At 62.2% G+C, this 24373-nt stretch carries 21 protein-coding genes; 15 read left to right on the top strand and 6 right to left on the bottom strand.

The window, feature by feature from the left end; all coding sequences use genetic code 11:
- Positions 1 to 86 precede the first annotated feature (86 nt).
- The 5 genes from moaE to QYE47_RS25950 form a co-directional block, all read right to left on the bottom strand.
- Positions 87 to 533, bottom strand: a complete 447-nt coding sequence (gene moaE, locus QYE47_RS25970; protein ID WP_070384329.1) for a molybdopterin synthase catalytic subunit MoaE — start codon at positions 531 to 533, stop codon at positions 87 to 89.
- 2 nt (positions 534 to 535) lie between these two features.
- Entirely contained in the window at positions 536 to 781 is a 246-nt protein-coding gene (gene moaD / locus QYE47_RS25965; protein WP_047604399.1) for a molybdopterin converting factor subunit 1, read from the bottom strand.
- Positions 781 to 1251, bottom strand: a complete 471-nt coding sequence (gene moaC, locus QYE47_RS25960) for a cyclic pyranopterin monophosphate synthase MoaC (RefSeq protein ID WP_003251775.1) — start codon at positions 1249 to 1251, stop codon at positions 781 to 783. Before moaC ends, moaD begins: the two co-directional genes overlap by 1 nt.
- Positions 1252 to 1446: 195 nt before the next feature.
- Positions 1447 to 2841 (bottom strand): PhoH family protein, encoded by a 1395-nt coding sequence (locus tag QYE47_RS25955; RefSeq protein WP_003251772.1) that lies wholly within the window; start codon positions 2839 to 2841, stop codon positions 1447 to 1449.
- A gap of 281 nt (positions 2842 to 3122) precedes the next feature.
- Positions 3123 to 4250, bottom strand: coding sequence for a polysaccharide deacetylase family protein (locus QYE47_RS25950; RefSeq protein ID WP_070384330.1), 1128 nt, complete (start codon positions 4248 to 4250; stop codon positions 3123 to 3125).
- A 137-nt stretch (positions 4251 to 4387) separates the two neighbouring features.
- Here QYE47_RS25950 and yaaA point away from each other — a divergent pair, with 137 nt between their 5' ends.
- The 13 genes from yaaA to QYE47_RS25885 all read left to right on the top strand — a co-directional run bounded on the left by yaaA (position 4388) and on the right by QYE47_RS25885 (position 22159).
- The gene (gene yaaA, locus QYE47_RS25945; protein ID WP_014592304.1) at positions 4388 to 5167 is read left to right on the top strand and encodes a peroxide stress protein YaaA; all 780 of its coding nucleotides are present in this window, start codon (positions 4388 to 4390) and stop codon (positions 5165 to 5167) included.
- 842 nt (positions 5168 to 6009) lie between these two features.
- Positions 6010 to 7326: a nucleotide sugar dehydrogenase gene (locus QYE47_RS25940; protein WP_004577139.1), complete on the top strand. Its 1317-nt coding sequence runs from the start codon at positions 6010 to 6012 to the stop codon at positions 7324 to 7326.
- Between the two features lie 86 nt (positions 7327 to 7412).
- Entirely contained in the window at positions 7413 to 8894 is a 1482-nt protein-coding gene (locus QYE47_RS25935; RefSeq protein ID WP_003251762.1) for a glycosyltransferase family 2 protein, read from the top strand.
- A gap of 37 nt (positions 8895 to 8931) precedes the next feature.
- Complete coding sequence (locus QYE47_RS25930; protein ID WP_070384331.1) at positions 8932 to 10098, top strand: PilZ domain-containing protein; 1167 nt, start codon at positions 8932 to 8934, stop codon at positions 10096 to 10098.
- A 10-nt stretch (positions 10099 to 10108) separates the two neighbouring features.
- The gene (gene algK / locus QYE47_RS25925) at positions 10109 to 11554 is read left to right on the top strand and encodes an alginate biosynthesis TPR repeat lipoprotein AlgK (RefSeq protein ID WP_019439209.1); all 1446 of its coding nucleotides are present in this window, start codon (positions 10109 to 10111) and stop codon (positions 11552 to 11554) included.
- Positions 11551 to 13029 carry an alginate export family protein gene (locus QYE47_RS25920; RefSeq protein ID WP_014592308.1) on the top strand — a complete coding sequence of 493 codons (1479 nt, stop codon included), beginning with the start codon at positions 11551 to 11553 and terminating at the stop codon, positions 13027 to 13029. The genes algK and QYE47_RS25920 overlap by 4 nt, the downstream gene beginning before the upstream one ends.
- A 22-nt stretch (positions 13030 to 13051) precedes the next feature.
- Positions 13052 to 14611: a mannuronan 5-epimerase AlgG gene (gene algG / locus QYE47_RS25915; protein WP_003251754.1), complete on the top strand. Its 1560-nt coding sequence runs from the start codon at positions 13052 to 13054 to the stop codon at positions 14609 to 14611.
- A 13-nt stretch (positions 14612 to 14624) separates the two neighbouring features.
- Positions 14625 to 16064 carry an alginate O-acetyltransferase gene (locus tag QYE47_RS25910; protein WP_064490717.1) on the top strand — a complete coding sequence of 480 codons (1440 nt, stop codon included), beginning with the start codon at positions 14625 to 14627 and terminating at the stop codon, positions 16062 to 16064.
- A gap of 8 nt (positions 16065 to 16072) precedes the next feature.
- Positions 16073 to 17176, top strand: coding sequence for a mannuronate-specific alginate lyase (locus tag QYE47_RS25905; RefSeq protein ID WP_014592310.1), 1104 nt, complete (start codon positions 16073 to 16075; stop codon positions 17174 to 17176).
- A 198-nt stretch (positions 17177 to 17374) separates the two neighbouring features.
- Positions 17375 to 18832 (top strand): MBOAT family protein, encoded by a 1458-nt coding sequence (locus QYE47_RS25900; protein WP_014592311.1) that lies wholly within the window; start codon positions 17375 to 17377, stop codon positions 18830 to 18832.
- Between the two features lie 11 nt (positions 18833 to 18843).
- The gene (locus QYE47_RS25895; RefSeq protein WP_041167071.1) at positions 18844 to 20001 is read left to right on the top strand and encodes an alginate O-acetyltransferase; all 1158 of its coding nucleotides are present in this window, start codon (positions 18844 to 18846) and stop codon (positions 19999 to 20001) included.
- Between the two features lie 20 nt (positions 20002 to 20021).
- Positions 20022 to 20669: an alginate O-acetyltransferase AlgF gene (locus QYE47_RS25890; RefSeq protein ID WP_003251744.1), complete on the top strand. Its 648-nt coding sequence runs from the start codon at positions 20022 to 20024 to the stop codon at positions 20667 to 20669.
- A 35-nt stretch (positions 20670 to 20704) separates the two neighbouring features.
- Positions 20705 to 22159 (top strand): mannose-1-phosphate guanylyltransferase/mannose-6-phosphate isomerase, encoded by a 1455-nt coding sequence (locus QYE47_RS25885; RefSeq protein WP_003251742.1) that lies wholly within the window; start codon positions 20705 to 20707, stop codon positions 22157 to 22159.
- A 39-nt stretch (positions 22160 to 22198) separates the two neighbouring features.
- Here the strand turns inward: QYE47_RS25885 and QYE47_RS25880 are convergent, their stop codons facing one another.
- Positions 22199 to 22651, bottom strand: coding sequence for a hypothetical protein (locus tag QYE47_RS25880; protein WP_070384332.1), 453 nt, complete (start codon positions 22649 to 22651; stop codon positions 22199 to 22201).
- Between the two features lie 169 nt (positions 22652 to 22820).
- Here QYE47_RS25880 and QYE47_RS25875 point away from each other — a divergent pair, with 169 nt between their 5' ends.
- A complete protein-coding gene (locus tag QYE47_RS25875; RefSeq protein WP_070384333.1) occupies positions 22821 to 23285 on the top strand; it encodes a multidrug transporter in 465 nt (154 codons plus the stop codon).
- Between the two features lie 121 nt (positions 23286 to 23406).
- The gene (locus tag QYE47_RS25870) at positions 23407 to 24219 is read left to right on the top strand and encodes an SDR family oxidoreductase (RefSeq protein ID WP_070384334.1); all 813 of its coding nucleotides are present in this window, start codon (positions 23407 to 23409) and stop codon (positions 24217 to 24219) included.
- The last annotated feature ends 154 nt before the right edge of the window (positions 24220 to 24373 follow it).

Raw genomic sequence — 24373 nt, 5'->3', positions numbered from 1 at the left:
ACGGTGAACGGCGGGTGGAGATTGGCCAGCAGGGCCGGCCCTTTCGCGGGTAAACCCGCTCCTACAGGCGACCGCTGGCGCCTTGATTACCAGCGCCCCGCCGCATCCTGGTCACTCTGCTTCCCCTCCACCCACCTTGGCCCTTCCTGGGTATTCTCCTTTTTCCAGAACGGCGCCCGGGTCTTCAGGTAGTCCATGATGAAGTTGCAGGCATCGAACGCCGCCTGCCGATGGGCACTGGCCACCCCCACGAACACAATCGGTTCGCCCGGCTCCAGCGCACCGATGCGGTGCAGCACCTCCACCTTCAATAGCGGCCAACGCTGCTCGGCCTCGACCACGATCTTGGCCAGGGCCTTTTCGGTCATGCCCGGATAGTGTTCGAGGAACATCCCCGCCACTTCGCGGCCATCGTTGAAATCCCGCACATAGCCGACAAAACCGACCACCGCGCCCACGCCCACATTGGCTGCATGCATGGCATTGGTCTCAGCCCCCGGGTCGAACGCGCCTTCCTGCACTCGCACAGCCATGTTCAGCCTCCGGTCACCGGCGGGAAGAACGCCACTTCATCGCCCTCTTCCAGCGGTTCATCGAGCTTGCACAGCTCTTCGTTGCGCGCGCACATCAGGTTCTGCTCGGCCAGCACTTCATACTGCCCGCCCTTGGCAACCAAGGCCTGGCGCACATCATCGAGCACCTTGAACGCACCCTCCACCCGCTCGGCATCCACGCCCAACAGTTCGCGGTAACGGGCGAAATACATCACATTGACCTTCATCACGCCTCCACCTTGTAGTGGCCACTCTTGCCGCCGAGTTTTTCCAGCAGGCGCACCTGCTCGATGACCATACCTTTATCCACAGCCTTGCACATGTCATAGATCGTCAGCGCGGCCACGCTGGCGGCGGTCAGCGCCTCCATCTCCACACCGGTCTGCCCGGCCAGCTTGCAGCGGGCGACGATGCGCACGGCATCCTGCCCCTCGGCGCTGAGCTCGACCTTGACGCTGGTGAGCATCAGCGGGTGGCACAGCGGGATCAGGTCGCTGGTTTTTTTCGCCGCCTGTATCCCGGCAATGCGCGCCACGGCGAACACGTCACCCTTGGGGTGTTCACCGTCGACGATCATCTGCAAGGTCTGCGGCAACATGCGCACCCGCGCCTCGGCGGTAGCCTCGCGCTCGGTCACGGCCTTTTCAGTGACGTCGACCATGTTGGCCCGCCCCTGGGAATCAAGATGTGTCAGCACTGCTCTGCTCCTGTGAAGGGATTTCGCAGTGTAAACCTGTGGGTCAGGTTTGAGCAGAGGTATGTGTCGGCAGGTTTGGCCTCTTCGCGGGCACGCCCGCTCCCACAGGAGCTCCATGGCCTCGAATCAAGTGGAGATCCTGTGAACGGGCGTGTCCACGAAGAGGCCGGGCAGTAATCTGCCCGGCTACAGGGTTTACAAATGAGACTCGGCGTACTCGGCCAGCACCGAGCGAGGCACGCCCTGCAGGGTGATGTGCACGCCATGGGGGAAGTCCTTGAAGCGCTCGGTCAGGTAGGTCAGGCCCGAGCTGGTCGCGGACAGGTAGGGGGTGTCGATCTGCGCCAGGTTACCCAGGCAGACCACCTTGGAGCCGGAGCCGGCACGGGTGATGATGGTTTTCATCTGGTGCGGCGTCAGGTTCTGGCACTCGTCAATCAGGATCAGGCTCTGCTGGAAGCTACGGCCACGGATGTAGTTCAGCGACTTGAACTGCAGCGGCACGCGCTCAAGGATGTATTCGACGCTGCCATGGGTGCTTTCGTCATCCATGTGCAAGGCTTCGAGGTTGTCGGTGATGGCGCCCAGCCACGGCTCCATCTTCTCTGCTTCGGTACCCGGCAGGAAGCCAATCTCCTGGTCCAGCCCCTGCACGCTGCGGGTGGCGATGATGCGCCGGTAGCGCTTGCTGACCATGGTTTGCTCGATGGCCGCAGCCAGCGCCAGGATGGTTTTACCGGAGCCGGCGGCGCCGGTCAGGTTCACCAGGTGGATATCCGGGTCCAGCAGGGCGAACAGCGCCAGGCTCTGGTGAATGTCGCGTGGTTTCAGGCCCCAGGCTTCCTGGTGCAGCAACGGTTCCTGGTGCAGGTCGAGCAGCAGCAGTTCGTCGTCACGAATGCCCTTGATCCACCCGACGAAGCCCTGCTCATCGATGATGAACTCGTTGACGTGCACGGCTGGCAGGTTGTCGATCATCTGCACCCGATGCCAGGTGCGGCCGCGCTCCTGGCGGGTATCGACCTTGCTCACGCGGTCCCAGAACGAGCCGGTGACCGAATGGTAGCCCTTGGACAGCAAGGACACGTCATCGACCAGTTGGTCGGTGCTGTAGTCCTCAGCCGCTATACCGCAAGCGCGCGCCTTCAGGCGCATGTTGATGTCTTTGGTGACCAGCACGACGTCCAGGTCGGTGCGCCGGGCCCGGACTTCGAGCAACTGGTTGATGATGATGTTGTCGTTGAGGTTTTCCGGCAGCAGCTTGTTCGGCTCGTTGCGCGGGGTCATCAGGATGGAAAGGAACCCCTTGGGGCCGCTCTTGTTGCGCTGGATCGGTACGCCCTGCTCGACATCGCTGGGCGAAGCGTCACCGAGGGTCTGGTCTATCAGGCGGATGGCCTGGCGGCATTCGGCGGCGATACTCTGTTTGCCGGTCTTGAGCTTGTCGAGTTCCTCCAGCACCGTCATCGGGATGGCGACATGGTGCTCCTCGAAGTTCAGTAACGCGTTAGGGTCGTGAATCAGGACGTTGGTATCGAGCACATACAGGATTGGCTTGCTGGAGGAAGGGTTGCGTCCTTGGTCATCCATACTCGGTCACCTTATGTCGAAGCCACACGGCGTGGTCTGTTACGCCGCAGAGTGACTGCCGCTGTCCCCGTATCCGCGTTGTTACGGGCGGGAAGCGAACCTGGCTAGGTGGGCCTGGATGACGCCACCTGTGCTGCAGGAATCGGCTGTCTGGTTTCTTCATACCGCAAAAACCATGACCGAAAAAAGCACTTTTACGTATTTTTGAAGTTTATTTTTCCGATTGACGAAGAGGCCTTGGCGCCAGCGTCAGAGGGGACTACGCTCAAAAGTCATACCCTCTATTCGCGGTATCCATATTCCCGGCAATCCTCCCAGCCGATGCCGCTTTGCGCGGTATTGCGCAGCAGCCAATCCACCGCCGGCTGCGCCTTGGGAAGGCTGTCATGAAACTGGATCACGCCCTTGCGCCACAACAACATCAGGGTCAATACGCGCTGTGCGGATGCCTCTGCGCTCAATGCACCGTCATCCTGGGCATCAATGTCCCACAACGATACCCGCAACTGCTGGCGGGCCATGAACGCCTCGCCGTCAGCCCGTCGCAGGCCATAAGGTGGGCGGAACAACGGCACATACTGCTCGGGCAGATCAGCCTGCACCCGCGCCTGGCTGCGCCGCAGCGAATCCTGCCATTCGGTCCACTGCGCATGGGAGCGGTACTCCCACCCCTGGATACCCACGCACTGCCCGTCATAGAGCTGGCGCAAGGCGTTTGCCGCCGCGCCATCACGGCGTTGCTGCAAGCGGTTACCGAGCGTGAAGAACGTGCCTTCGAGCTTTTGCCGGCGCAGGTAATCGGTGAGTAGATCCGTACTGCCCCCCTCGGGCCCGGGCCCGCCGACAAAGGTCAGCAGGAACATGCGGTCGTTCAGTTCGTCACCCTTGCGCTCACGCGAAGACAACCGCTCAATTTCGCTGCTGGTCTGCGGCAGCAACGCCGCCTTGCGCAGTTGCTCGTCCAGGTAGCGGACATGGAACTGATGGCTCGGCTCGATCCAGCCGGTATAGAACGCACCGACATCGGCAGCGAACGTCGCCGCTTGTGTACGCAACTCCGCCATGGACGTAACCGGGTAACAGAATGATGCATCCTGCTCACAACTGCGCTGCGCCTGTTGATACCCCTCCCACAACCGCTGCCACATGCGCGCCCGAACCTGGCGCACCTTCTGCAGGTTGATCTGCCGCAGCCCCAGCCGGGCCGCCAGGCTTGCGTCATCCAGCAACTCGCTTTCGTGCAGCACTTGGGCGAACGACAGGATTTCTGCCCGAGAGGCAACATCGAACAGCGCCGGGCTGTCCAGCTGTTCCGGCCACAGGCTGCGGTCCAGGCTGACCTGAGGTGAAGGGGCGGCTTGCACGGCCAGGCTCAGCAGGCCGGCCAGCAAGGCAGAAGCAATGCGCACAGTGGAAGGCTCCGCAACGGCAAAACGCGAACTATAGCGCCTGCACCGACCATGGGTTGTGACTATCGTCGCCATAGTTTGGACTTGTACCGCCCACCCCGTAGAATCCTCGGCCAACGATGCCAGGAGCCGACCCGATGCTGACGGTGATTTCCCCCGCCAAGACCCTCGACTACGACACCCCGCCAGTGACCGAGCGTTTCACCCTGCCCCAGTACCTGGATGAATCCCAGGCCCTGATCCAGCAGCTGCGCGAACTGTCGCCGGCGCACATCAGCGAGCTGATGCACCTGTCCGACAAACTCGCCGGCCTGAATGCTGCGCGCTTTGGCAGCTGGACCCCAGACTTCACCCCGGCCAATGCCAAGCAAGCGCTGCTGGCGTTCAAGGGTGATGTATACACCGGCCTCGATGCCGAGAGCCTGAGTGAAGACGACTTCAGCTACGCTCAGGACCACCTGCGTATGCTCTCGGGCCTGTATGGCCTGCTGCGCCCGCTCGACCTGATGCAGCCCTACCGCCTGGAGATGGGCACCAAGCTGGCCAACGCCCGCGGCAAGGACCTGTACGCCTTCTGGGGCACGCGCATCAGCGAATGGCTGAACCAGGCCCTGGCCGACCAAGGCGATGACGTGCTGTTGAACCTGGCCAGTAACGAGTATTTCAGTGCAGTGAAACGCAGTGCACTGAAAGCCCGGGTGATCAACGTCGACTTCAAGGACCAGAAAAACGGCCAGTACAAGATCATCAGCTTCTACGCCAAGAAAGCCCGCGGCATGATGAGCCGCTTCGTCATCCAGCAGCGCATCAGCAACCCGGAACAGCTCAAGCAGTTCGATGCTCAGGGGTACTACTACAGTGCCGAGCAGTCCAGGCCGGACCATTTGGTGTTCCTGCGCGATCACCCCTCGGAGTGAACCTGGAACGCCCCCTTCACAGCCAAACCCGCTCTTACAGGTAATGCGCTACCTGTAAGAGCGGGTTCACCCGCGAAGAGGCCAGCAGCCCATACCCCTCTCTGCCCTGCAACAGGGCACGCTGCAAACCGCCATAACGCCATTAATCCGACGCCAGAAATCCAGCACACCCACCTTTATCGCCAAACGACATAAGACCGTTCATACCTTTTTTGACGAATTCTGAAAAAAAATTTCAGATGCTGGCATAAAAATATCTCGCAACAGTTACGCCCTTGATACACCGGGGCGAAACACCCGCGTGCTATCAAATTGAAACTGTCCGCAACTGAATAAATATTTAGAAATCTTTCATTCGAGCGAAACCGGCTCAGGAACTTCTCCCAAAGCCAATCGCTCATAGTGCCGTAACGATTTTCCTGCCTACGGGCTGTGAGAGATGACTTACAGATGACAACGGTGGGCATCCACTGCCCGCCATAAGAAATTCGACAGGTATCACGGAACCCTCCGAAGACCTTGTCCATGCAGGAGAGACGCGTCCCTTACAAATCGTCCTAGTGGTTGATTTCAAAGGATTTATTCACTTGAAAAAACAAGCACAGCAACGCGCCAAGTAGCGCATTGCAATAAAGACGGCTGCATTTCAGGGCACGTTTTTTAATGAATGGCTATTGAATGCCAACTTTGAGCGCATAACTTTTTGCGTTCCGGATTTATTTTGCCTGCGCTCGGCGAAGTGTGCATTCGCCATGGACCCGTGCGCCCGAAAACTGTTGTTAATCAACCCAGCCCGGCTCTCTGCGGAGGCGTCGGCGTGATAAACACATGAGGTGATAGCGATGCGTATCAGCATCTTTGGTTTGGGTTATGTGGGTGCAGTCTGTGCAGGCTGCCTGACGGCGCGTGGCCATGAAGTGATCGGTGTGGACGTGTCCAGCACCAAGATCGACCTGATCAACCAGGGCAAGTCGCCCATCGTCGAACCTGGCCTGGAAGCACTGCTGCAACAGGGCATCGCCAATGGCCGCCTGCGCGGTACTACCGACTTCGCCGAAGCCATCCGTGCCAGCGATGTATCGATGATCTGCGTGGGCACCCCCAGCAAGAAAAACGGCGACCTGGGCCTGGAGTACATCGAATCCGTGTGCCGCGAAATCGGCTACGTGCTGCGTGACACCACTCGCCGTCACACCATCGTGGTGCGCAGCACCGTACTGCCTGGCACGGTCAAGAACGTGGTCATCCCGATCCTCGAAGACTGCTCGGGCAAGAAGGCCGGCGTCGACTTCGGTGTGGCGGTCAACCCGGAATTCCTGCGTGAAAGCACCGCCATCAAGGACTACGACCAGCCACCGATGACGGTCATCGGCGAACTGGACAGCGCCAGCGGTGACATCCTCCAGGCCCTGTACGAAGAACTCGACGCCCCGGTCATCCGCAAGCCGATCGAAGTGGCTGAGATGATCAAGTACACCTGCAACGTATGGCACGCCACCAAAGTCACCTTCGCCAACGAAATCGGCAACATCGCCAAGGCCGTGGGCGTCGATGGCCGCGAAGTGATGGACGTGGTCTGCCAGGACAAGGTCCTCAACCTGTCCCAGTACTACATGCGCCCTGGCTTCGCCTTCGGCGGCTCTTGCCTGCCCAAGGACGTACGCGCCCTCACCTACCGCGCCGCCAGCCTCGATGTCCGTGCACCGCTGCTCGACTCGCTGATGCGCAGCAACGAATCGCAGGTGCAGAACGCCTTCGAGCTGATCGAAGCCCACGACAAACGCAAGGTCGCCCTGCTGGGCCTGAGTTTCAAGGCCGGCACCGACGACCTGCGCGAAAGCCCGCTGGTGGAACTGGCCGAGCGCCTGATCGGCAAGGGCTACCAGCTGGACATCTACGACGAGAACGTCCAGTACGCCCGTGTTCACGGCGCCAACAAGGACTACATCGAGTCGAAGATCCCGCACGTGTCGTCGCTGCTCAACGCCAACCTGCAGCAGGTGATCGACAACGCCGACATCATCGTCCTCGGCAACCGTGACGAGCAGTTCCGTGCGCTGGCCCTGCAAGCGCCAGCCGGCAAGCAGGTGATCGACCTGGTCGGCTTCATGAACAAACCGACCAGCACCACCGCCCGTACCGAAGGCATCTGCTGGTAAGTGCCCGGCCGGGCAGCGATGAGGCACTCGACAAGAGCCGCCTCCTCGCTGCCCACCCTTTCCCGAATTCTCGACGGATGCTGAACATGCAAAGGCTCCAGACAGTGCTGTTGCAGTGCGCCGGGTGGCTGCTCTACATGAGCCTGCTCATGCTGATCGCCCTGGCCCTGCCAGCTGATATCTTCGACTCGCAGTCGAAGCACTTCATCTTCCTGGTCGGCGCAGTCGGCATCTGGCGCTACTCCATGGGCGCCACCCATTTCATCCGCGGCATGATCTTCCTCTACGGCGTGTACCCGTACCTGCGCCGCAAGGTGCAGAAAATGGGTAATGCCACCGACCCGTCGCATGTCTACCTGATGGTCACCAGCTTCCGTATCGAAGCGCTGACCACCGCCCAGGTGTACAGCTCGGTGATCCGCGAGGCGATCAACTGCGGCTTCCCCACCACCGTGGTCTGCTCGCTGGTGGAAATGTCCGATGAACTGCTGGTGAAGAGCCTGTGGGCCAAGTACAACCCGCCGGCCCACGTGAAGCTGGACATCGTGCGTATCGCCGGTACCGGCAAGCGCGATGGCCTGGCCTACGGCTTCCGCGCCATCTCGCGCATGCTGCCGGACGAGAACGCCGTGGTGGCGGTGATCGACGGTGACACCGTGCTGGCCGACGGCGTGGTGCGCAAGACCGTACCGTGGTTCAAGCTGTTCCCCAATGTGGGCGGCCTGACCACCAATGAATTCTGCGAAGTGCGTGGCGGCTACATCATGAGCGAGTGGCACAAGCTGCGCTTCGCCCAGCGCCACATCAACATGTGCTCGATGGCCCTGTCCAAGCGCGTACTGACCATGACCGGGCGCATGTCGATGTTCCGCGCCAGCGTGGTGACCAACCCCGAGTTCATCGCCGACGTCGAAAGCGACTCGCTGATGCACTGGCGCCTGGGCCGCTTCAAGTTCCTTACCGGGGACGACAAGTCCAGCTGGTTCAGCCTGATGCGCCTGGGCTACGACACCTTTTACGTGCCGGACGCCGCCATCAACACGGTCGAGCATCCGCCGGAAAAAAGCTTCCTCAAGGCCAGCCGCAAGCTGATGTACCGCTGGTACGGCAACAACCTGCGGCAGAACTCACGGGCACTGGGCCTTGGCCTGCGTCGCCTGGGGCTGTTCACCAGCATCGTGTTGTTCGACCAGCGCGTGTCGATGTGGACCAGCCTGCTGGGCCTGACCGTGGCGGTGATCGCCAGCCTCAAGTTCGGCATGGCCTTCTTGCTGGTGTACCTGCTGTGGATCGGCATCACCCGCCTGATCCTCACCATCATGCTGCTGTGCTCCGGCCACAACGTAGGCCCGGCCTACCCGCTGATTCTCTATTACAACCAGATCATCGGCGCGCTGATGAAGATCTACGTGTTCTTCCGCCTCGACAAGCAGTCGTGGACGCGTCAGCCCACTGCCCTCAAGCGTGACCTCGCCAGCTTTCAACAATGGTTCAACACCTGGTCCTCGCGGACCATGACCTTCTCGGCTGCCAGCATCTTCGTTGCTGTGCTGTTCATGGTCGTGTGAGCCAAACCCGGATCGGATCTAACAGGAACAAACCACCATGAATACCGCCGTGAACGTCAATGTCGTGCATGAGTCCGAAGCCCAGCGCCAACACGCCCGGGTACGCATTCCCGCCAAACTGCGGTTCCTGGACGCCCAGCGCCAGGTCCACGAAGTCAAGGTCGAAGACCTTTCTGCCGGCGGCCTGAGCTTCCACGCCAAGCAACCGCAGTCGGTGGGCGATGTGCTGCGCGGGCGCCTGCAGTTCGTGGTCGACAACCTGGGCCTGTCGATCGACATCGAGTTCCAGGTGCGCTCGTACAACCCGGACAATGGCCGTATCGGTGCGCAGTTCCAGAACCTTGAACCTCGCGACATCGCCACGTTGCGGCACATCATCACCAGCCACCTGTCGGGTGAGCTGATCAGCATCGGCGACGTACTCAGCACCCTGCAACGCGACAACTTCACCAAGGCGCGCAAGCAGAAGGACGGAGGGTCGGGCCTGAGCGCCTTCGGCCGCTTCAAGGCAGTCACCGTCACACTGGGCGTGTTCGTGGTCGGCGTTGCGGCCTTCGGCTTCGTCGCCAAATCGTTGTATGGCATGTATTTCGTCAGCCACGCCGAAGCCGGTGTGGTCGCAGTGCCGACCACCAACGTCACCATGCCGCGCGACGGTACCGTAAGCAGCCTGGTCGAAAGCGGTGGGCAGATCGCCAAGGGCGCGCCATTGGCCAGCTTCACCACCAGCATGCTGGACATGCTCAAGGGCAACCTTGAAGACGCACAGCTGGAGCCGGCGAAGATCGAGGAGCTGTTCGGCAAGCAGCTGTCCGGCACCCTCACCAGCCCCTGCGATTGCGTGGTCGCGCGCCAGTTGGTGGACGACGGCCAGTACGCCGCCAAGGGCCAGCCGATCTTCCAGCTGATCCCACGCACCACCACCCCGATGGTCGAAGCGCGCTTCAGCTACCGCCAATTCGACGAGGTCAAGCCGGGTACCCGGGTCAACTTCCAGGTGGCCGGCGAAGACGAAGTGCGCACCGGTCAGATCGTCAGCAGCACCAGCCTCAACAGCGAAGACCTGTCCTCCGACATCCGCGTGCAGATCAAGCCAGACAGCGGCCTGCCGGCAGAACTGGCCGGCCGCCCGGCCTCGGTCAACAGCGACCGTGGCCCATCGCTGAACTGGCTGATCGACAAAGCCGTGGCCCGTGGCCTGTGAGGGACGGACAATGATCTCTGATACCAACACCCGCTCCCACAGGGTCCGCGTGAACCTGGGATTGTGTGCACTGGCCGCCGCCATCACCCTGGCCGGCTGTGCCGGCCTGCCCGACCAGCGCCTGGCCAACGAGGCCATGAAGCGCGGTGACACGGCATTGGCCGAGCGCAACTACAAGGCGCTGGCCGACCTGGGCTACAGCGAAGCGCAAGTCGGCCTTGCGGACATCAAGGTGGCCACCCGCGACCCCTCGCAAATCAAGGAAGCCGAAGCCACCTATCGCGCTGCAGCCGCTACGTCGCCACGCGCCCAGGCGCGCCTTGGCCGCCTGCTGGTGGCCAAGCCGGACAGCACCCAGGCCGAGCGCGAAGAAGCAGAGACCCTGCTCAAGCAAGCGGCCGGTCAAGGCGAAAGCAACACCCTGATCCCACTGGCGATGCTCTACCTCAGCTACCCGCAGAGCTTCCCCAAGGTCAACGCGCAGCAGCAGATCGACCAGTGGCGCGCCGCCGGCAACCCGGAAGCGGGCCTGGCCCAGGTGCTGCTGTACCGCACCCAGGGCACCTACGACCAGCACCTGGGCGAAGTGGAGAAAATCTGCAAGGCCGCGCTGAACACCACCGACATCTGCTACGTCGAACTGGCCACCGTGTACCAGAAACGCGGCCAGGCCGACCAGCAAGCCGCCCTGCTCGGCCAGCTGAAATCCGCCTATGCCCGTGGCGCTGTCCCGGCCACCCGGGTTGACAGCGTGGCCCGGGTGCTGGCCGATCGCAGCCTTGGCCAGACCGACGAAAAAACCGCCAAGGAGCTGCTCGAGCAAGTAGCCCCGGCCAACCCGGCGTCCTGGGTCAGCCTGGCACAGCTGGTATACGACTTCCCAGAACTGGGCGACACCGACCAGTTGATGGCCTACATCGACAAAGGCCGCGAAGCTGAACAGCCACGCGCCGAACTGCTGCTGGGCCGCCTGTACTACGAAGGCAAAACCCTGCCAGCCGACGCTCAAAAAGCCGAGCAGCACCTGCAAGCCGCTGCCGAAGCCGGTGAGATCAGCGCCCATTACTACCTGGGCCAGCTTTACCGCCGCGGCTACCTGGGCAATGTCGAGCCGCAGAAGGCCGTCGACCACCTGCTGGCCGCCGCCCGTGGCGGGCAGAACAGCGCCGACTATGCCTTGGCTCAGCTGTTCAGCGAGGGCCACGGCATCCGCCCGCAACCGGGCAACGCCTGGGTGTTCGCCCAGCTGTCGCAGGCCAACCCGACGCCGCAATCAGCCGAACTGCTGCAGCAGCTCGACCAGCAACTGACACCTGATCAGCGCAACCAGGCCCAGCAACTGCTGGACCAGGAAAAGCGTGCACGCGGCAGCATGGCGCAGGGCGCGAATAGCACCCTGGCCCTTGAAGCCCTGCAAGACGACGAAAAAGAAGTAGACGGTGAGGACTCGCTATGACGCTCAATCCCTTCGTGAAAGCCGGCATCGGCCTGAGCTTCGCCCTGCTGTGGTCCTGCCCGACCCTGGCGGAAATGACCGCTGAAAAGAACTTCGGCCTGGACGTGAAAATCACCGGCCAGTCGGAAGACGACCGTGACCTCGGCACCCGCTCTGGCGGCGACGTCAACGGCCTGGGCCTGGACCTGCGCCCTTGGGTGTATGGCGAGCGCGGTAACTGGAGTGCCTATGCCATGGGCCAGGCGGTCGCTGCGACCGACACCATCGAAACCGACACCTTGCGCCAGAACGACGACGGCACCAGCACCGACACCGGCGACGACAGCCGTCAACCAGACAAAAGCTACCTGGCCATGCGCGAGTTCTGGGTCGGCTACAGCGGCCTTACCGCCTACCCCGGCGAGCAACTGCGCTTCGGTCGCCAGCGCCTGCGCAGCGACGATGGCATGTGGCGCGATACCAACATCGAAGCGCTGAACTGGACCTTCGACACCACGCTGCTCAAGGCCGATCTGGGCGTCGCCCAGCGTTTCAGCGAATACCGCACCGATCTCACCGAACTGGCGCCGGAAGACAAGGACCGCACCCACATCTACGGCAACGTCGCCACGCAGTGGACCCCTGGCCACTGGGTTGGCCTGCGCGCTCACCACACGCATGACAGTGGCAGCCTGAAGAACCCCGGCGAAACGGTCGACGCGCTGGACAAGTCCCGCACTGGCGACCTTACCTGGCTGGGTCTGGAGGCCAACAGCGACGCCTACAACTGGCGCAACGACCACACCGTGAATTACTGGGGCAGCGTCACCTGGCTAACCGGTGACCGCGACAAGCTGAGCACCCAGCAGGTGGGTGACGACCAGGTCGCCACCGGTAAGCAGAGCGGTGACGTCAACGCCTGGGCAACCGACCTCGGTATCCGCCTGCGCCTGGACCCGCAATGGCAGGTCGGCGCTGCCTACGCCCGCGGTAGCGGCGGCGGCGGCGATGACGGTTCGAACAACTTCGAGCAGACCGGCCTGGAGAGCAACCGCTCCAACTTCACCGGCACCCGCTCGCGTGTGCACCGCTTCGGCGAAGCGTTCCGCGGCGAGCTGGGCAACCTGCAGGCCGCCACCCTGTTCGCTTCGTGGCAGCTGCGTGACGACTATGACGCCAGCCTGATCTACCACAAATTCTGGCGGGTCGATGGCAACCAGAACATCGGCTCCAGCGGCATCAACGCCGTGGTCAACGATAACGGCGTGAACCGTCAGCTGGTCGACGGCGAGAAGGACCTTGGCCAGGAAATGGACGTGGTCGTGACCAAGTACTTCAAGCAAGGCCTGCTGCCGGCTTCGATGAGCCAGGCAATCGACGAGCCGTCAGCCCTGGTGCGCCTGCGTGCCGGTGTATTCAAGCCGGGCGACGCCTACGGCAAGGAAGCGGACTCGTACATGCACCGCGCCTTCGTCGACGTCATCTGGCGCTTCTGAGGCCGGTAGGGGACTGACCGTGATGAACCTTCACCCGCACTTACGTCACAGCCTGTTGGCCAGTGCCTTGCTGCTGGCAAGCGGCCTGGCCACTGCCGCAGAGCCCCAGGTGATCGCCAAGGAGCTGCAGCAGGCCAAGACCTATACGGTGGCCAGCGCACCGATAGAGCCGCTGCAGATGGACCCGCCAAAGTTGCCCGACCTCACCGGTTTCACGGCCGAGGCGGTGCAGAAGAAAATCGACCGCCGCCACAAGGGCAAGGTCAGCCTGCGCCGTATGTTCCAGGAGGACACCCTCAAGGAGTTCGTCGGCGGCGACAACAAGGCCGCCGAGTGGGTGCAGCGCCAGCACGGCATCCCGCAGGCGATCTTCGTCGATGACGGCCATGTCGACCTGACCGAGCTGAGCAAGAAGGTGCCCAAACAGTACTTCAGCGAAGTCGAGCCTGGGGTTTACCTGGCACGCCTGCCGATCGTGGTCGGGCAAAAGGGCATCCTCGAGATCGACGGCAAGGTCAAACAGCTGCGCCTGTCCCAGGAGGGCGGCGCATTTCTGGTCAATGACGGCAAGCTGTTCGTAACCGACACCCAGGTGACCGGCTGGCGGGAAAAGGACAACGGCCCGGCGACCTTCCGCTCGCCCAAGGAATTCCGCCCGTTCCTGCTGTCGTGGGGTGGTACCGAGACCTACATCGTCAATACGAAGATGGCCAGCTTCGGCTACGCCAAGTCCAAGTCGTATGGCGTGAGCATCTCGCAGTACACGCCGAACATGGCCAAGCGCATGGGCCGCCCGGAGCCCACCGGCTGGATCATCGGTTCGGAGTTCAGCGACATGTGGTACGGCTTCTACTGCTACGAAACCCAGGACTTCGTGATCAAGGACAGCACCTACCGCGACAACATCGTCTACGGCATCGACCCGCACGACCGTTCGCATCGCCTGATCATCGCCGGCAACACGGTGTACGGCACCAAGAAGAAGCACGGCATCATCGTTTCGCGTGAGGTCAACGACAGCTGGATCATCAACAACAAGAGCTACGACAACAAGCTCTCGGGCGTGGTGATCGACCGTAACAGCGTCAACAACCTGGTGGCCTACAACGAGATCTACCGCAACCACACCGACGGCATCACCCTGTACGAAAGCGGCGACAACCTGATCTGGGGCAACAAGCTGGTCAACAACCGCCGCCACGGCATCCGCGTGCGTAACAGCGTGAACATCCGCCTGTACGAAAACGTCGCCATGGCCAACGGCCTGGTCGGCGTATATGGCCACATCAAGGACCTGTCCGACACCGACCGCGACATCGCCCTCGACCCATTCGACACCAAGGTGTCGCTGATCGTGGTGGGTGGCGAGCTGTCGGCCAACGGCTCCGGCCCGCTGTCGATCGACTCGCCGCTGTCGGTCGAGCTGTACAAGGTGTCCATGCTCGCGCCACGCAAGGCCAGCGGCATCAGCCTCAATGGTGTGCTGGGCGAGCGCCAGGACGAAATCCTCGACCTGCTGGTACGCCAGCAGAAGGCTGTGCTGATCGACCCGGTCGAACGCCAGACCGAAATGATCGATTAAGGAAGCCCAGACCATGACTCCACACCTGATGAAACTGCTGGGCCTGTCCGCCGCCCTTCTGGCAATCAGCCAGGGCGTGCGCGCCGAAGACGTCAAGGCCCCGACCTTCAACGCCGAGCCCTGCTGCCAGTTGTGCCCTGAAGCGCACGATGCCAGCCGCTACACCACCCGCTATCAGCAAAACTTCACCACGCTGGTGCAGGCCCAGGGCGACTGGCTGTTCCGCACCCGCGAAGACCTGCGCACCGAGTTCAACACCACCCCGGCCGGCTACAAACGCCTGCAGCAAGTGCACGACGCGTTCAAGAAACGTGGCGTGGAACTGGTGGTGGTGTACCAGCCGACCCGCGGCCTGGTGAACCGCAACATGCTCAACCCGGCCGAAAAGGCCGCGTTCGACTACCAGAAGGCCCTGGGCAACTACCAGGCCATGCTCAAGCGCTTCGCCAGCATGGGCTACAACGTGCCCGACCTGTCACCGCTGACCAACGAGCAACTGGCCGCCGCTGACCAGGGCAAGGACTTCTACTTCCGTGGCGACCAGCACTGGACGCCGTACGGTGCCGAGCGCGCGGCGAAGATCGTGGCCGACACCGTGCACAAGATGCCGGCCTTCGAAGGCATCCCGCGCAAGGAATTCGAGACCAAGAAGTCAGGGCGCATGGGCAAGACCGGCACCCTGCACAACGTTGCCGGCCAACTGTGCGGCACCAGCTACGCCGTCCAGTACATGGACCAGTTCGCCACCGAGCCGAAAGGCGCGAGCGGTGGCGACGACCTGTTCGGTGACAGCGGCAATGCGCAGATCACCCTGGTCGGTACCAGCCACAGTGGCAAGAACTACAACTTCTCTGGCTTCCTCGAGCAATACATCGGCGCCGACGTGCTCAACGTCGCCTTCCCAGGCGGTGGCCTGGAAGGGTCGATGATCCAGTACCTGGGCAGCGAGGAATTCCAGAAGAACCCGCCGAAGATCCTGATCTGGGAATTCTCCCCGCTGTACCGCCTGGACCAGGAAACCATCTGGCGGCAAATCCTTGGCCTGCTCGACGACGGCTGCGACGACCGCCCAGCCCTGATGAGCGCCAGCACCACCCTCAAGCCTGGCAAGAACGAGCTGATGGTCAACGGCAAGGGCGGCGTGATCAAAGACCTGATCAACCGCAACCTGCAGATGGACGTCAAGTTCGAAGACCCCTCGGTGAAGGTATTGCAGGCCACCCTCTGGTACCTCAACGGTCGCCATGAGGACATCAAACTGGAAAAACCGGAAACCTCCGACACCGACGGCCGCTTCGTCTTCCAGATGCGCGAAGACGAGGACTGGGCCAGCCAGAGCCTGCTGGCGTTCGAGGTACAAGGGCCGGAAAGCGGCACCCAGAAGGTCGAAGCCAAGCTCTGCAAACGCAACAACTTCGCCGTGCCCGCGCAGACCGCGCAGGCAGGCCAGTGAGGCGACCCATGACCATTTTCAAACGAATTTCCAGCCCCGCCCTGCTCGCGTTGGCCCTGTTTGGCGGTGCTGCGCACGCCGCGCTGGTACCGCCGCAGGGTTACTACCAGGGGATCGAAAAGCTCAAGACCGGTGATGGTAACTTCCGCTGCGAAGCGGCGCCCAAGCCATACACCGGCCCGCTGCAGTTTCGCAGCAAGTACGAAGGCTCGGACAAGGCACGGGCAACACTCAACGCAGCCTCGGAAAAGGCCTTCCGCAAGTCGACCGAAGACATCACCACGCTGGAGAAAGGCGTGAGCAAGATGGTCGGCCAGTACATGCGCGACGGCCGCCCGGCGCAACTCGACTGCACCCTGACGTGGCTGGGCACCTGGGCACGTGCCGGTGCATTGCTGTCCACCGACTACAACCATACCGGCAAGTCGATGCGCAAATGGGCGCTGGGCAGCATGAGCGGTTCATGGTTGCGGCTGAAATTCTCCAACTCGCAGCCGCTGGCCGCACACCAGGCCGAGGCCGACCTGATCGAAAAATGGCTCAGCCGCCTGGCCGAGCAGACTGTGCGTGACTGGAGCGACCTGCCGCTGGAGAAGATCAACAACCACAGCTACTGGGCGGCCTGGTCAGTCATGGCTACCGCCGTCGCCACCGACCGTCGCGACCTGTTCGACTGGGCCGTGAAGGAATACAAGGTTGGCGCCAACCAGGTGGATGACCAGGGCTTCCTGCCCAACGAAATCAAGCGCAAGCAGCGCGCGCTGGCCTATCACAACTACGCCTTGCCGCCGCTGGCGATGATTGCCAGCTTCGCCCAGGCCAATGGCGTCGACCTGCGCGCCGAGAACAACTTCGCGTTGCAGCGCCTGGGTGAAGGCGTGCTGGCCGGCGCCCGCGATCCCAGCCACTTCAAGGCGCGTGCGGGCAAGAAACAGGACATGACCGACCTCAAGGTCGACAGCAAGTACTCCTGGCTCGAGCCCTGGTGTGCGCTGTACCACTGCGTTGGCGACACGCTTGAGCGCAAGCACGACATGCAGCCGTTCAACAGCTTCCGGCTGGGCGGCGATGTGACCCGGGTCTACGACCCGAGTGCAGAGAGCAAGAAATGAATTGACCCCCATTGCGGGGGCGGAACCTGTGGGAGCGGGCATGCCCGCGAAGAAGCCACCGCGGTGCATGGCAAGGGCTTCGCCCTTGTTCGCGGGCTTGCCCGCTCCCACAGGGACCTAAGTTGCCTTCCAGTCTTGCACTGGGGGGTTTGGGGGGCGCTTTGCCCCGGATGCTGTGAACAAATTAGGAGAACCGGGATGGTCTTCTCGTCCAACGTGTTCCTGTTCCTGTTCTTGCCGATCTTCCTCGGCCTGTACTACTTGAGCGGGCAACGTTATCGCAACCTGCTACTGCTGGTCGCCAGCTACATCTTCTACGCCTGGTGGCGGGTGGACTTCCTGGCACTGTTCGCCGGCGTCACCCTGTGGAACTACTGGATCGGCCTGAAAGTCGGTGCCGCTGGTGTGCGCACCAAGCCGGCGCAGCGCTGGCTGCTGCTCGGCGTGGGTGTCGACCTGGCAATCCTCGGCTACTTCAAGTACGCCAACTTCGGCGTCGACAGCCTGAACGCGATCATGACGTCGTTTGGCCTGGAGCCATTCATTCTGACCCACGTGCTGCTGCCGATCGGTATCTCGTTCTACATCTTCGAGTCGATCAGCTACATCATCGACGTATACCGCGGTGACACCCCGGCTACCCGCAACCTGATCGACTTCGCAGCGTTCGTGGCGATTTTCCCGCACCTGATCGCAGGCCCCGTGCTGCGCTTCAAGGACCTGGTCGACCAGTTCAACAACCGCACCCACACGCTGGACAAGTTCTCCGAAGGCTGCACCCGCTTCATGCAGGGCTTCATCAAGAAAGTGTTCATCGCCGACACCCTGGCCGTGGTCGCCGACCACTGCTTCGCCCTGCAAAACCCCACCACGGGCGATGCCTGGCTCGGCGCCCTGGCCTACACCGCACAGCTGTACTTCGACTTCAGCGGCTACAGCGACATGGCCATCGGCCTGGGCCTGATGATGGGCTTCCGCTTCATGGAAAACTTCAAGCAGCCCTATATCAGCCAGTCGATCACCGAGTTCTGGCGGCGCTGGCATATCAGCCTGTCGACCTGGCTGCGCGACTATCTGTACATCACCTTGGGCGGTAACCGTAAAGGCACCTTCAATACCTACCGCAACCTGTTCCTGACCATGCTGCTGGGCGGCCTGTGGCACGGTGCAAACTTCACCTACATCATCTGGGGCGCCTGGCACGGCATGTGGCTGGCCATCGAGCGCGCGTTGGGCCTCGACACCAACCCGCAGCGCTTCAATCCGGTGAAATGGGCCTTCACCTTCCTGCTGGTGGTAGTCGGCTGGGTGATCTTCCGCGCCGAAAACCTGCAGGTGGCCGCCCGTATGTACGGCGCCATGTTCAGCTTCGGCGACTGGCAGCTGTCGGAGCTCAACCGCGCCCAGCTCACCGGTCTGCAGGTGGCCACCCTGGTCATCGCCTACCTCACCCTGGCGTTCTTCGGCCTGCGCGACTTCTACCGCAATGCCAGGCCGACGCCCAAGGCGACCCCGGTGCAGGTCAACGCTGACGGCTCGATCGGCCTTGACTGGACCCGGGTGATGACCCGCGCACTGATCCTGCTGCTGTTCGTCGCCTCGATCCTCAAGCTTTCGGCGCAAAGCTACTCGCCGTTCCTTTACTTCCAGTTCTGAGGTTGATGACCATGACCCGGACATTACGTATTACCTACTCCCTGTCGTTCCTTGGCCTGCTGGTCGGCATGGGCGTCTGGTCCACCGGTGGCCTGCAGAGCTTCCAGCGCACCGAGCAGATGACCCTGCTCAACGGCAAGCTGGCCAAGGCCGCCGAGACCCACTACGACGCCGAATTCCCGATCAAGCGCCTGGGCACCAACCTGTGGGCGGCAATGGACTTCAAGCTGTTCAACGAAGGCCGCCCCGGTGTGGTACTGGGCCGCGACCAGTGGTTGTTCAGCGACGAAGAGTTCAAGCCCACCGCCGGTGCCGAGCAATTGATGCAGGAAAACCTGGCACTGATCCGTGGCGTACGCGACACCCTGCAGCAACACGGTAGCCAGCTGGTGCTGGCGATCGTGCCGGCCAAGGCACGGGTATACGCCGAGTACCTGGGCAAAGAGCAGCCTGCCAGCCTGCATGACGACCTGTACAACCAGTTCCATGCCCAGGCACGCCAGGCCAACGTGTTCGCACCGGACCTGATGGCACCGATGGAGCAGGCCAAGGCCCGCGGCCAGGTGTTCCTGCGTACTGACACCCACTGGACGCCTATGGGAGCCGAAGTGGCGGCGCAGGCGCTGGCCGAAGCGGTCAGCCGCCAGAGCCTGCTCAACGGCGACCCACAAGCCTTTATCACCGAAGCCGGCAACACCGCCCCCTACAAGGGCGACCTGACCAATTTCCTGCCACTGGACCCCTTGTTCAGCAACCTGCTGCCGGCCCCGGACAACCTGCAGAAACGCACCACCCGGCCGGTCGATGCCGAGGGTGACGCCGGCGACGCGTTGTTCGCCGACAAGCAGATCCCGGTTGCACTGGTAGGCACCAGCTACAGCGCCAACCCGCACTGGAACTTCCTCGGCGCGCTGCAGCAGGCCCTGCGCAGTGACGTCGCCAACTACGCCGAAGACGGCCATGGCCCGCTGCTGCCGATGCTCAAGTACCTGCAAAGCGATGCCTTTAAAAACGCCGCACCACAAGTGGTGGTGTGGGAATTCCCCGAACGTTATCTGCCAATGAAAAACGACCTCAGCAGCTTCGATCCGCAGTGGATCGCGCAGCTGAAAAACTCCCGTAAATCCGAAGAAAACCTGGCCTTGTCGTCCACCCGGACAGACCACTGACTGATAGAGAGGAAACGCATATGACTACCAAGACTTCCATTGCCAAAGCCCTCACCCTCGCGGCTGGCCTTTCCCTTGCTTCGATGCAGGCCTTCGCCGGTGCCGACGCCGCACTGTATGGCCCAAGTGCGCCGAAAGGCTCGACCTTCGTACGCCTGTACAACGCGACCAGCGCACCGGCCGCCGCGTCGGTCGGCAACACCCAGATCAAACAGGTTGGCGCACAAGCCAGCAGCGATTTCAGCTTCCTGCCAGGCGGCGACTACACCGCCCAGGTCGGCGGCAAGAGCGTGCCGGTCAAGCTGGCCTCGGACAAGTACTACACCCTGGTCAACAGCAACAGCGGCAGCCCGAAACTGATCGAAGAACCACCGTTCAAGAACAAGCAGAAAGCCCTGGTGCGCGTGCAGAACCTGAGCGACCAGCAACTGACCCTGAAAACCGCCGACGGCAAGACCGAAGTGGTCAAGCCGGTGGCCGCCAACGGCCGTGGCGAACGCGAAATCAACCCGGTCAAGGTCAACCTGGCGCTGTACCAAGGAGACAAGAAAGTGGGTGACGTAAAACCCGTCGCCCTGGAACGCGGCGAAGCCGCAGTGCTGTACGTAACGGGTTCCGGCAACGCCTTGTCGCCGGTGTGGGTAACTCGCCCCGTGGCTAGCAACTGATTCCCCTGCCTCTCAACGACTATTGGAGAAACATGATGATCCCGGTAATTCTTTCTGGTGGTAGCGGTTCCCGTCTTTGGCCTCTGTCGCGCAAGCAGTTCCCCAAACAGTTCCTGGCCCTGACCGGAGAACACACGCTGTTCCAGCAAACCATCGAGCGCCTGGTATTCGAGGGCATGGACACCCCGATTGTGGTCTGTAACAAGGACCACAAGTTCATCGTCCAGGAGCAACTGGCCGCACTGAAGCTGGAAACCCAGGGCATCCTCATGGAACCGTTCGGCCGCAACACCGCGCCGGCCGTGGCCATGGCTGCCATGAAGCTGGTCAACGAAGGCCGCGACGAGCTGATGCTGGTGCTGCCTGCCGATCATGTGATCGATGACCAGAAAGCCCTGCAACGTGCCTTGGCCTTGGCCACCGTGGCCGCCGAGCGTGGCGAGATGGTGCTGTTCGGCGTGCCGGCGACCAAGCCGGAAACCGGCTATGGCTACATCCGTTCCAGCCAGGATGCGCTGCTGCCCGAAGGCGTGGCGCGGGTTGCGCAGTTCGTCGAGAAGCCCGACGAAAAACGCGCCGCCGAGTTCGTCCAGGCCGGTGGTTACTTCTGGAACAGCGGTATGTTCCTGTTCCGCGCCAGCCGCTTCCTCGAAGAGCTGAAAAAGCACGACGGCGACATCTACGATACCTGCGTACTGGCCCTGGAGCGCAGCCAGGAAGACGGCGATGTCCTGAGCATCGACGAAGCCACCTTCGCCTGCTGCCCGGACAACTCCATTGACTATGCGGTGATGGAGAAAACCCAGCGTGCCTGCGTGGTGCCGATGTCGGCCGGCTGGAGCGATGTAGGCTGCTGGTCGTCGCTGTGGGAAGTGCACGAGAAAGACGACAACGGCAACGTCACCAAGGGCGACGTAGTGGTTCAAGACAGCCGCAACTGCATGATCCACGGCAACGGCAAACTGGTGTCGGTGATCGGCCTTGAGAACATCGTGGTGGTCGAGACCAAGGATGCCATGATGATTGCCCACAAGGACAAGGTCCAGGGCGTCAAGCAGATGGTCAAGACCCTCGACGAACAGGGCCGCACGGAAACCCAGAACCACCTGGAAGTGTATCGCCCGTGGGGCTCGTACGACTCGGTGGACATGGGCGGCCGCTTCCAGGTCAAGCACATCACCGTCAAGCCGGGCGCCAGCCTCTCGCTGCAGATGCACCACCACCGCGCCGAACACTGGATCGTGGTATCCGGTACCGCCGAGGTGACCTGCGACGAAAACGTGTTCCTGCTGACCGAAAACCAGTCGACCTATATCCCCATCGCTTCGGTGCACCGTTTGCGCAACCCGGGCAAGATCCCGCTGGAGATCATCGAAGTGCAGTCCGGCAGCTACCTGGGCGAGGATGATATCGAGCGCTTCGAGGATGTGTATGGGCGCACGTCCACCCCCATCGAGCGCGGCGTTTCGGTGAAGACCATCGCGCAGTAAATGCTGACTCGCCCCTGGATTGACCAGGGGCGAGCCTGCTCATTCAACGCTCGGGGCTATGACGTAGATGTCGAATGGGCCACCCACCACCCTGAAAGGTCGCTGCAAATCATCCTCCCCTTCAAATTCGAAGGATTCAGCCCTGATGCTCGTGGCAGTCATTTCGAGTTTCCGGATACGACCGGATTTCGCATAGCCGCCATAGGTTGTGCCGCGCTTGTGAACAAGCGCCCGGTTAGCCTCACCCCCGATAACGACATCCCGCACGCCCTCCTGTAGTTCCAGATCGAAGTCAATGTAGACGTCCGCATCTTCGGCCTGCCCCTTGTAGGCGTACAACCACGCTGATTTTTCAGCGTTCCCGTAGTCCACGCCCTCGGAAACGAAATCCTCCTTTTGACCCGCAAGGCTGATGAGAGCCGTAACGTTGCCCTTGGCAGGTGTTTTTTTCATTTCTTGCACAAGCTCTCGCTCAATTGCTGTGTGACTCATGGCCATGCTCCTTTTGAATAGGCATGGCGGAATCTAGAATGGATATACCCTTTCCACTACTCGCAGTATTGCCAGGTCTGGCTTCTGGCATGGTTGCTCAGCGGTTACCTGACTGCTGGGTTTTAGGTAGGCTGTAGCCATCCCTGCGCGCGAATGAGGCGATTACGCAATGCTGATCGGTGCCCTGCTGATCCTCACCTGGCTGGTGTTGTTGTTGCGTTACCCAGCCAAGGCTCTTCCCATCTCCCTGGCGGCTGTGTGTGGCCTGGGCCTGGTGGCCTTGTTCGTCGTCTGGCAAGACAGCCGCGAAAGCAGTCGACTGGCGCGCCTGGACCTGCGTCTGACCTACACCCCAGAACACTGTCCCGCCGACCGTGCCTTGCAGGTACGCATGAAGAACGGCAACGACGTGCCGCTGACCGAACTGCGCTGGCGCGTGGCGGCGTACGCACCGGGCGATACCGTGAACCTGGCCGAGAACACCTACAACGCCCCGCGATACCGAGGGCCAGGTGAATTGCAGCCGGGGGCCGAGTGGCAAGACTGCCTGCCATTGCCGCCACTGCGTTCCGGCTATCGGCCGCAGACCCTGGAGTTCCGGGCAGAACGCCTGCAAGGTACATTTGCCAATTGATGTGTTGCCTATGCCGGCCTCTTCGCGGGTAAACCCGCTCCTACGCCCTGCAGGAGCGGGTTTACCCGCGAAGAGGCCGGCACAGGCAACAACCGATCCTCCATGACAACAGGCCCCAACCATGCCCACCGTCCTGATCACCGGTTGTTCCAGCGGCATCGGCCGCGCCCTGGCCGACGCCTTCCGCGATGCGGGCCACCATGTCTGGGCCACCGCCCGCAAGCCTGAGGATGTCGAGCAACTGAGTGCCGCTGGCTACACGGCCCGGCAGCTGGATGTAAACGACGGCGAGGCGCTGGCCCGCCTGGCAGAGGAACTGGAAACCCTCGATATCCTGATCAACAACGCCGGCTACGGCGCCATGGGGCCACTGCTCGATGGTGGCGTCGACGCCCTGCGCCAGCAGTTCGAAACCAACGTTTTCGCCCTGGTCGGCGTTACCCGGGCGCTGTTCCCGCTGTTACGCCGCTCACGCGGCCTGGTGGTGAATATCGGCAGTGTATCGGGCGTGCTGGTCACGCCATTCGCCGGCGCGTACTGCGCCTCGAAGGCGGCTGTGCATGCCCTGAGCGATGCCTTGCGCTTGGAGTTGGCGCCGTTCGGTGTGCAGGTGATGGAAGTACAGCCGGGCGCAATCGCCTCGCAGTTCGCCAGCAATGCCCAGCGCCAGGCCGAGCAGGTGCTGGCGATGGACTCGCCGTGGTGGCCTTTGCGTGAGCATGTGCAGGCGCGGGCGCGGGCTTCGCAGGACAAGCCAACGTCGGCGGCGGTATTTGCCCAAGGCGTGCTGGCAGCCGTCGGCAAGTCGTCGGCGCCAGCACGGGTGCGGCTGGGGAATGGCAGTACAGCCTTGCCGCTGATGGCACGGTTGCTGCCGCGGCGGTTGCTGGACTGGGCGCTGCGCAAGCGCTTCGGCCTGCTGCGCCCGCTCTGAGTGATCGCCTGCCTGTACCCGCGAAAAGGCCGGGCCTGCTGGCCAATCTCCACCCGCCGTTCATTGTTGCCGCCGCTACCGTATTCGCGGGTAAACCCGCTCCTACGCAGATTGGTGGTGGACACACATCGGAGGTTTAACACAGGCCGCCGTA

Source organism: Pseudomonas sp. 2,4-D (genome assembly GCF_030418155.1).
In the GTDB taxonomy this organism is placed as follows: domain Bacteria; phylum Pseudomonadota; class Gammaproteobacteria; order Pseudomonadales; family Pseudomonadaceae; genus Aquipseudomonas; species Aquipseudomonas alloputida.
The sequence above is the reverse complement of the archived record's forward strand: the minus strand, read 5'-3'. Positions and strand labels throughout refer to the sequence as shown.

Bases quoted from the DNA above. Each gene is read 5' to 3' on its own strand.
- moaE (WP_070384329.1), bottom strand. From the start codon at position 533: ATGGCTGTGCGAGTGCAGGAAGGCGCGTTCGACCCGGGGGCTGAGACC.
- moaD (WP_047604399.1), bottom strand. From the start codon at position 781: ATGAAGGTCAATGTGATGTATTTCGCCCGTTACCGCGAACTGTTGGGC.
- QYE47_RS25955 (WP_003251772.1), bottom strand. From the start codon at position 2,841: ATGGATGACCAAGGACGCAACCCTTCCTCCAGCAAGCCAATCCTGTAT.
- yaaA (WP_014592304.1), top strand. From the start codon at position 4,388: ATGCTGACGGTGATTTCCCCCGCCAAGACCCTCGACTACGACACCCCG.
- QYE47_RS25940 (WP_004577139.1), top strand. From the start codon at position 6,010: ATGCGTATCAGCATCTTTGGTTTGGGTTATGTGGGTGCAGTCTGTGCA.
- QYE47_RS25935 (WP_003251762.1), top strand. From the start codon at position 7,413: ATGCAAAGGCTCCAGACAGTGCTGTTGCAGTGCGCCGGGTGGCTGCTC.
- QYE47_RS25930 (WP_070384331.1), top strand. From the start codon at position 8,932: ATGAATACCGCCGTGAACGTCAATGTCGTGCATGAGTCCGAAGCCCAG.
- algK (WP_019439209.1), top strand. From the start codon at position 10,109: ATGATCTCTGATACCAACACCCGCTCCCACAGGGTCCGCGTGAACCTG.
- QYE47_RS25920 (WP_014592308.1), top strand. From the start codon at position 11,551: ATGACGCTCAATCCCTTCGTGAAAGCCGGCATCGGCCTGAGCTTCGCC.
- algG (WP_003251754.1), top strand. From the start codon at position 13,052: ATGAACCTTCACCCGCACTTACGTCACAGCCTGTTGGCCAGTGCCTTG.
- QYE47_RS25910 (WP_064490717.1), top strand. From the start codon at position 14,625: ATGACTCCACACCTGATGAAACTGCTGGGCCTGTCCGCCGCCCTTCTG.
- QYE47_RS25905 (WP_014592310.1), top strand. From the start codon at position 16,073: ATGACCATTTTCAAACGAATTTCCAGCCCCGCCCTGCTCGCGTTGGCC.
- QYE47_RS25900 (WP_014592311.1), top strand. From the start codon at position 17,375: ATGGTCTTCTCGTCCAACGTGTTCCTGTTCCTGTTCTTGCCGATCTTC.
- QYE47_RS25895 (WP_041167071.1), top strand. From the start codon at position 18,844: ATGACCCGGACATTACGTATTACCTACTCCCTGTCGTTCCTTGGCCTG.
- QYE47_RS25890 (WP_003251744.1), top strand. From the start codon at position 20,022: ATGACTACCAAGACTTCCATTGCCAAAGCCCTCACCCTCGCGGCTGGC.
- QYE47_RS25885 (WP_003251742.1), top strand. From the start codon at position 20,705: ATGATCCCGGTAATTCTTTCTGGTGGTAGCGGTTCCCGTCTTTGGCCT.
- QYE47_RS25880 (WP_070384332.1), bottom strand. From the start codon at position 22,651: ATGAGTCACACAGCAATTGAGCGAGAGCTTGTGCAAGAAATGAAAAAA.
- QYE47_RS25875 (WP_070384333.1), top strand. From the start codon at position 22,821: ATGCTGATCGGTGCCCTGCTGATCCTCACCTGGCTGGTGTTGTTGTTG.
- QYE47_RS25870 (WP_070384334.1), top strand. From the start codon at position 23,407: ATGCCCACCGTCCTGATCACCGGTTGTTCCAGCGGCATCGGCCGCGCC.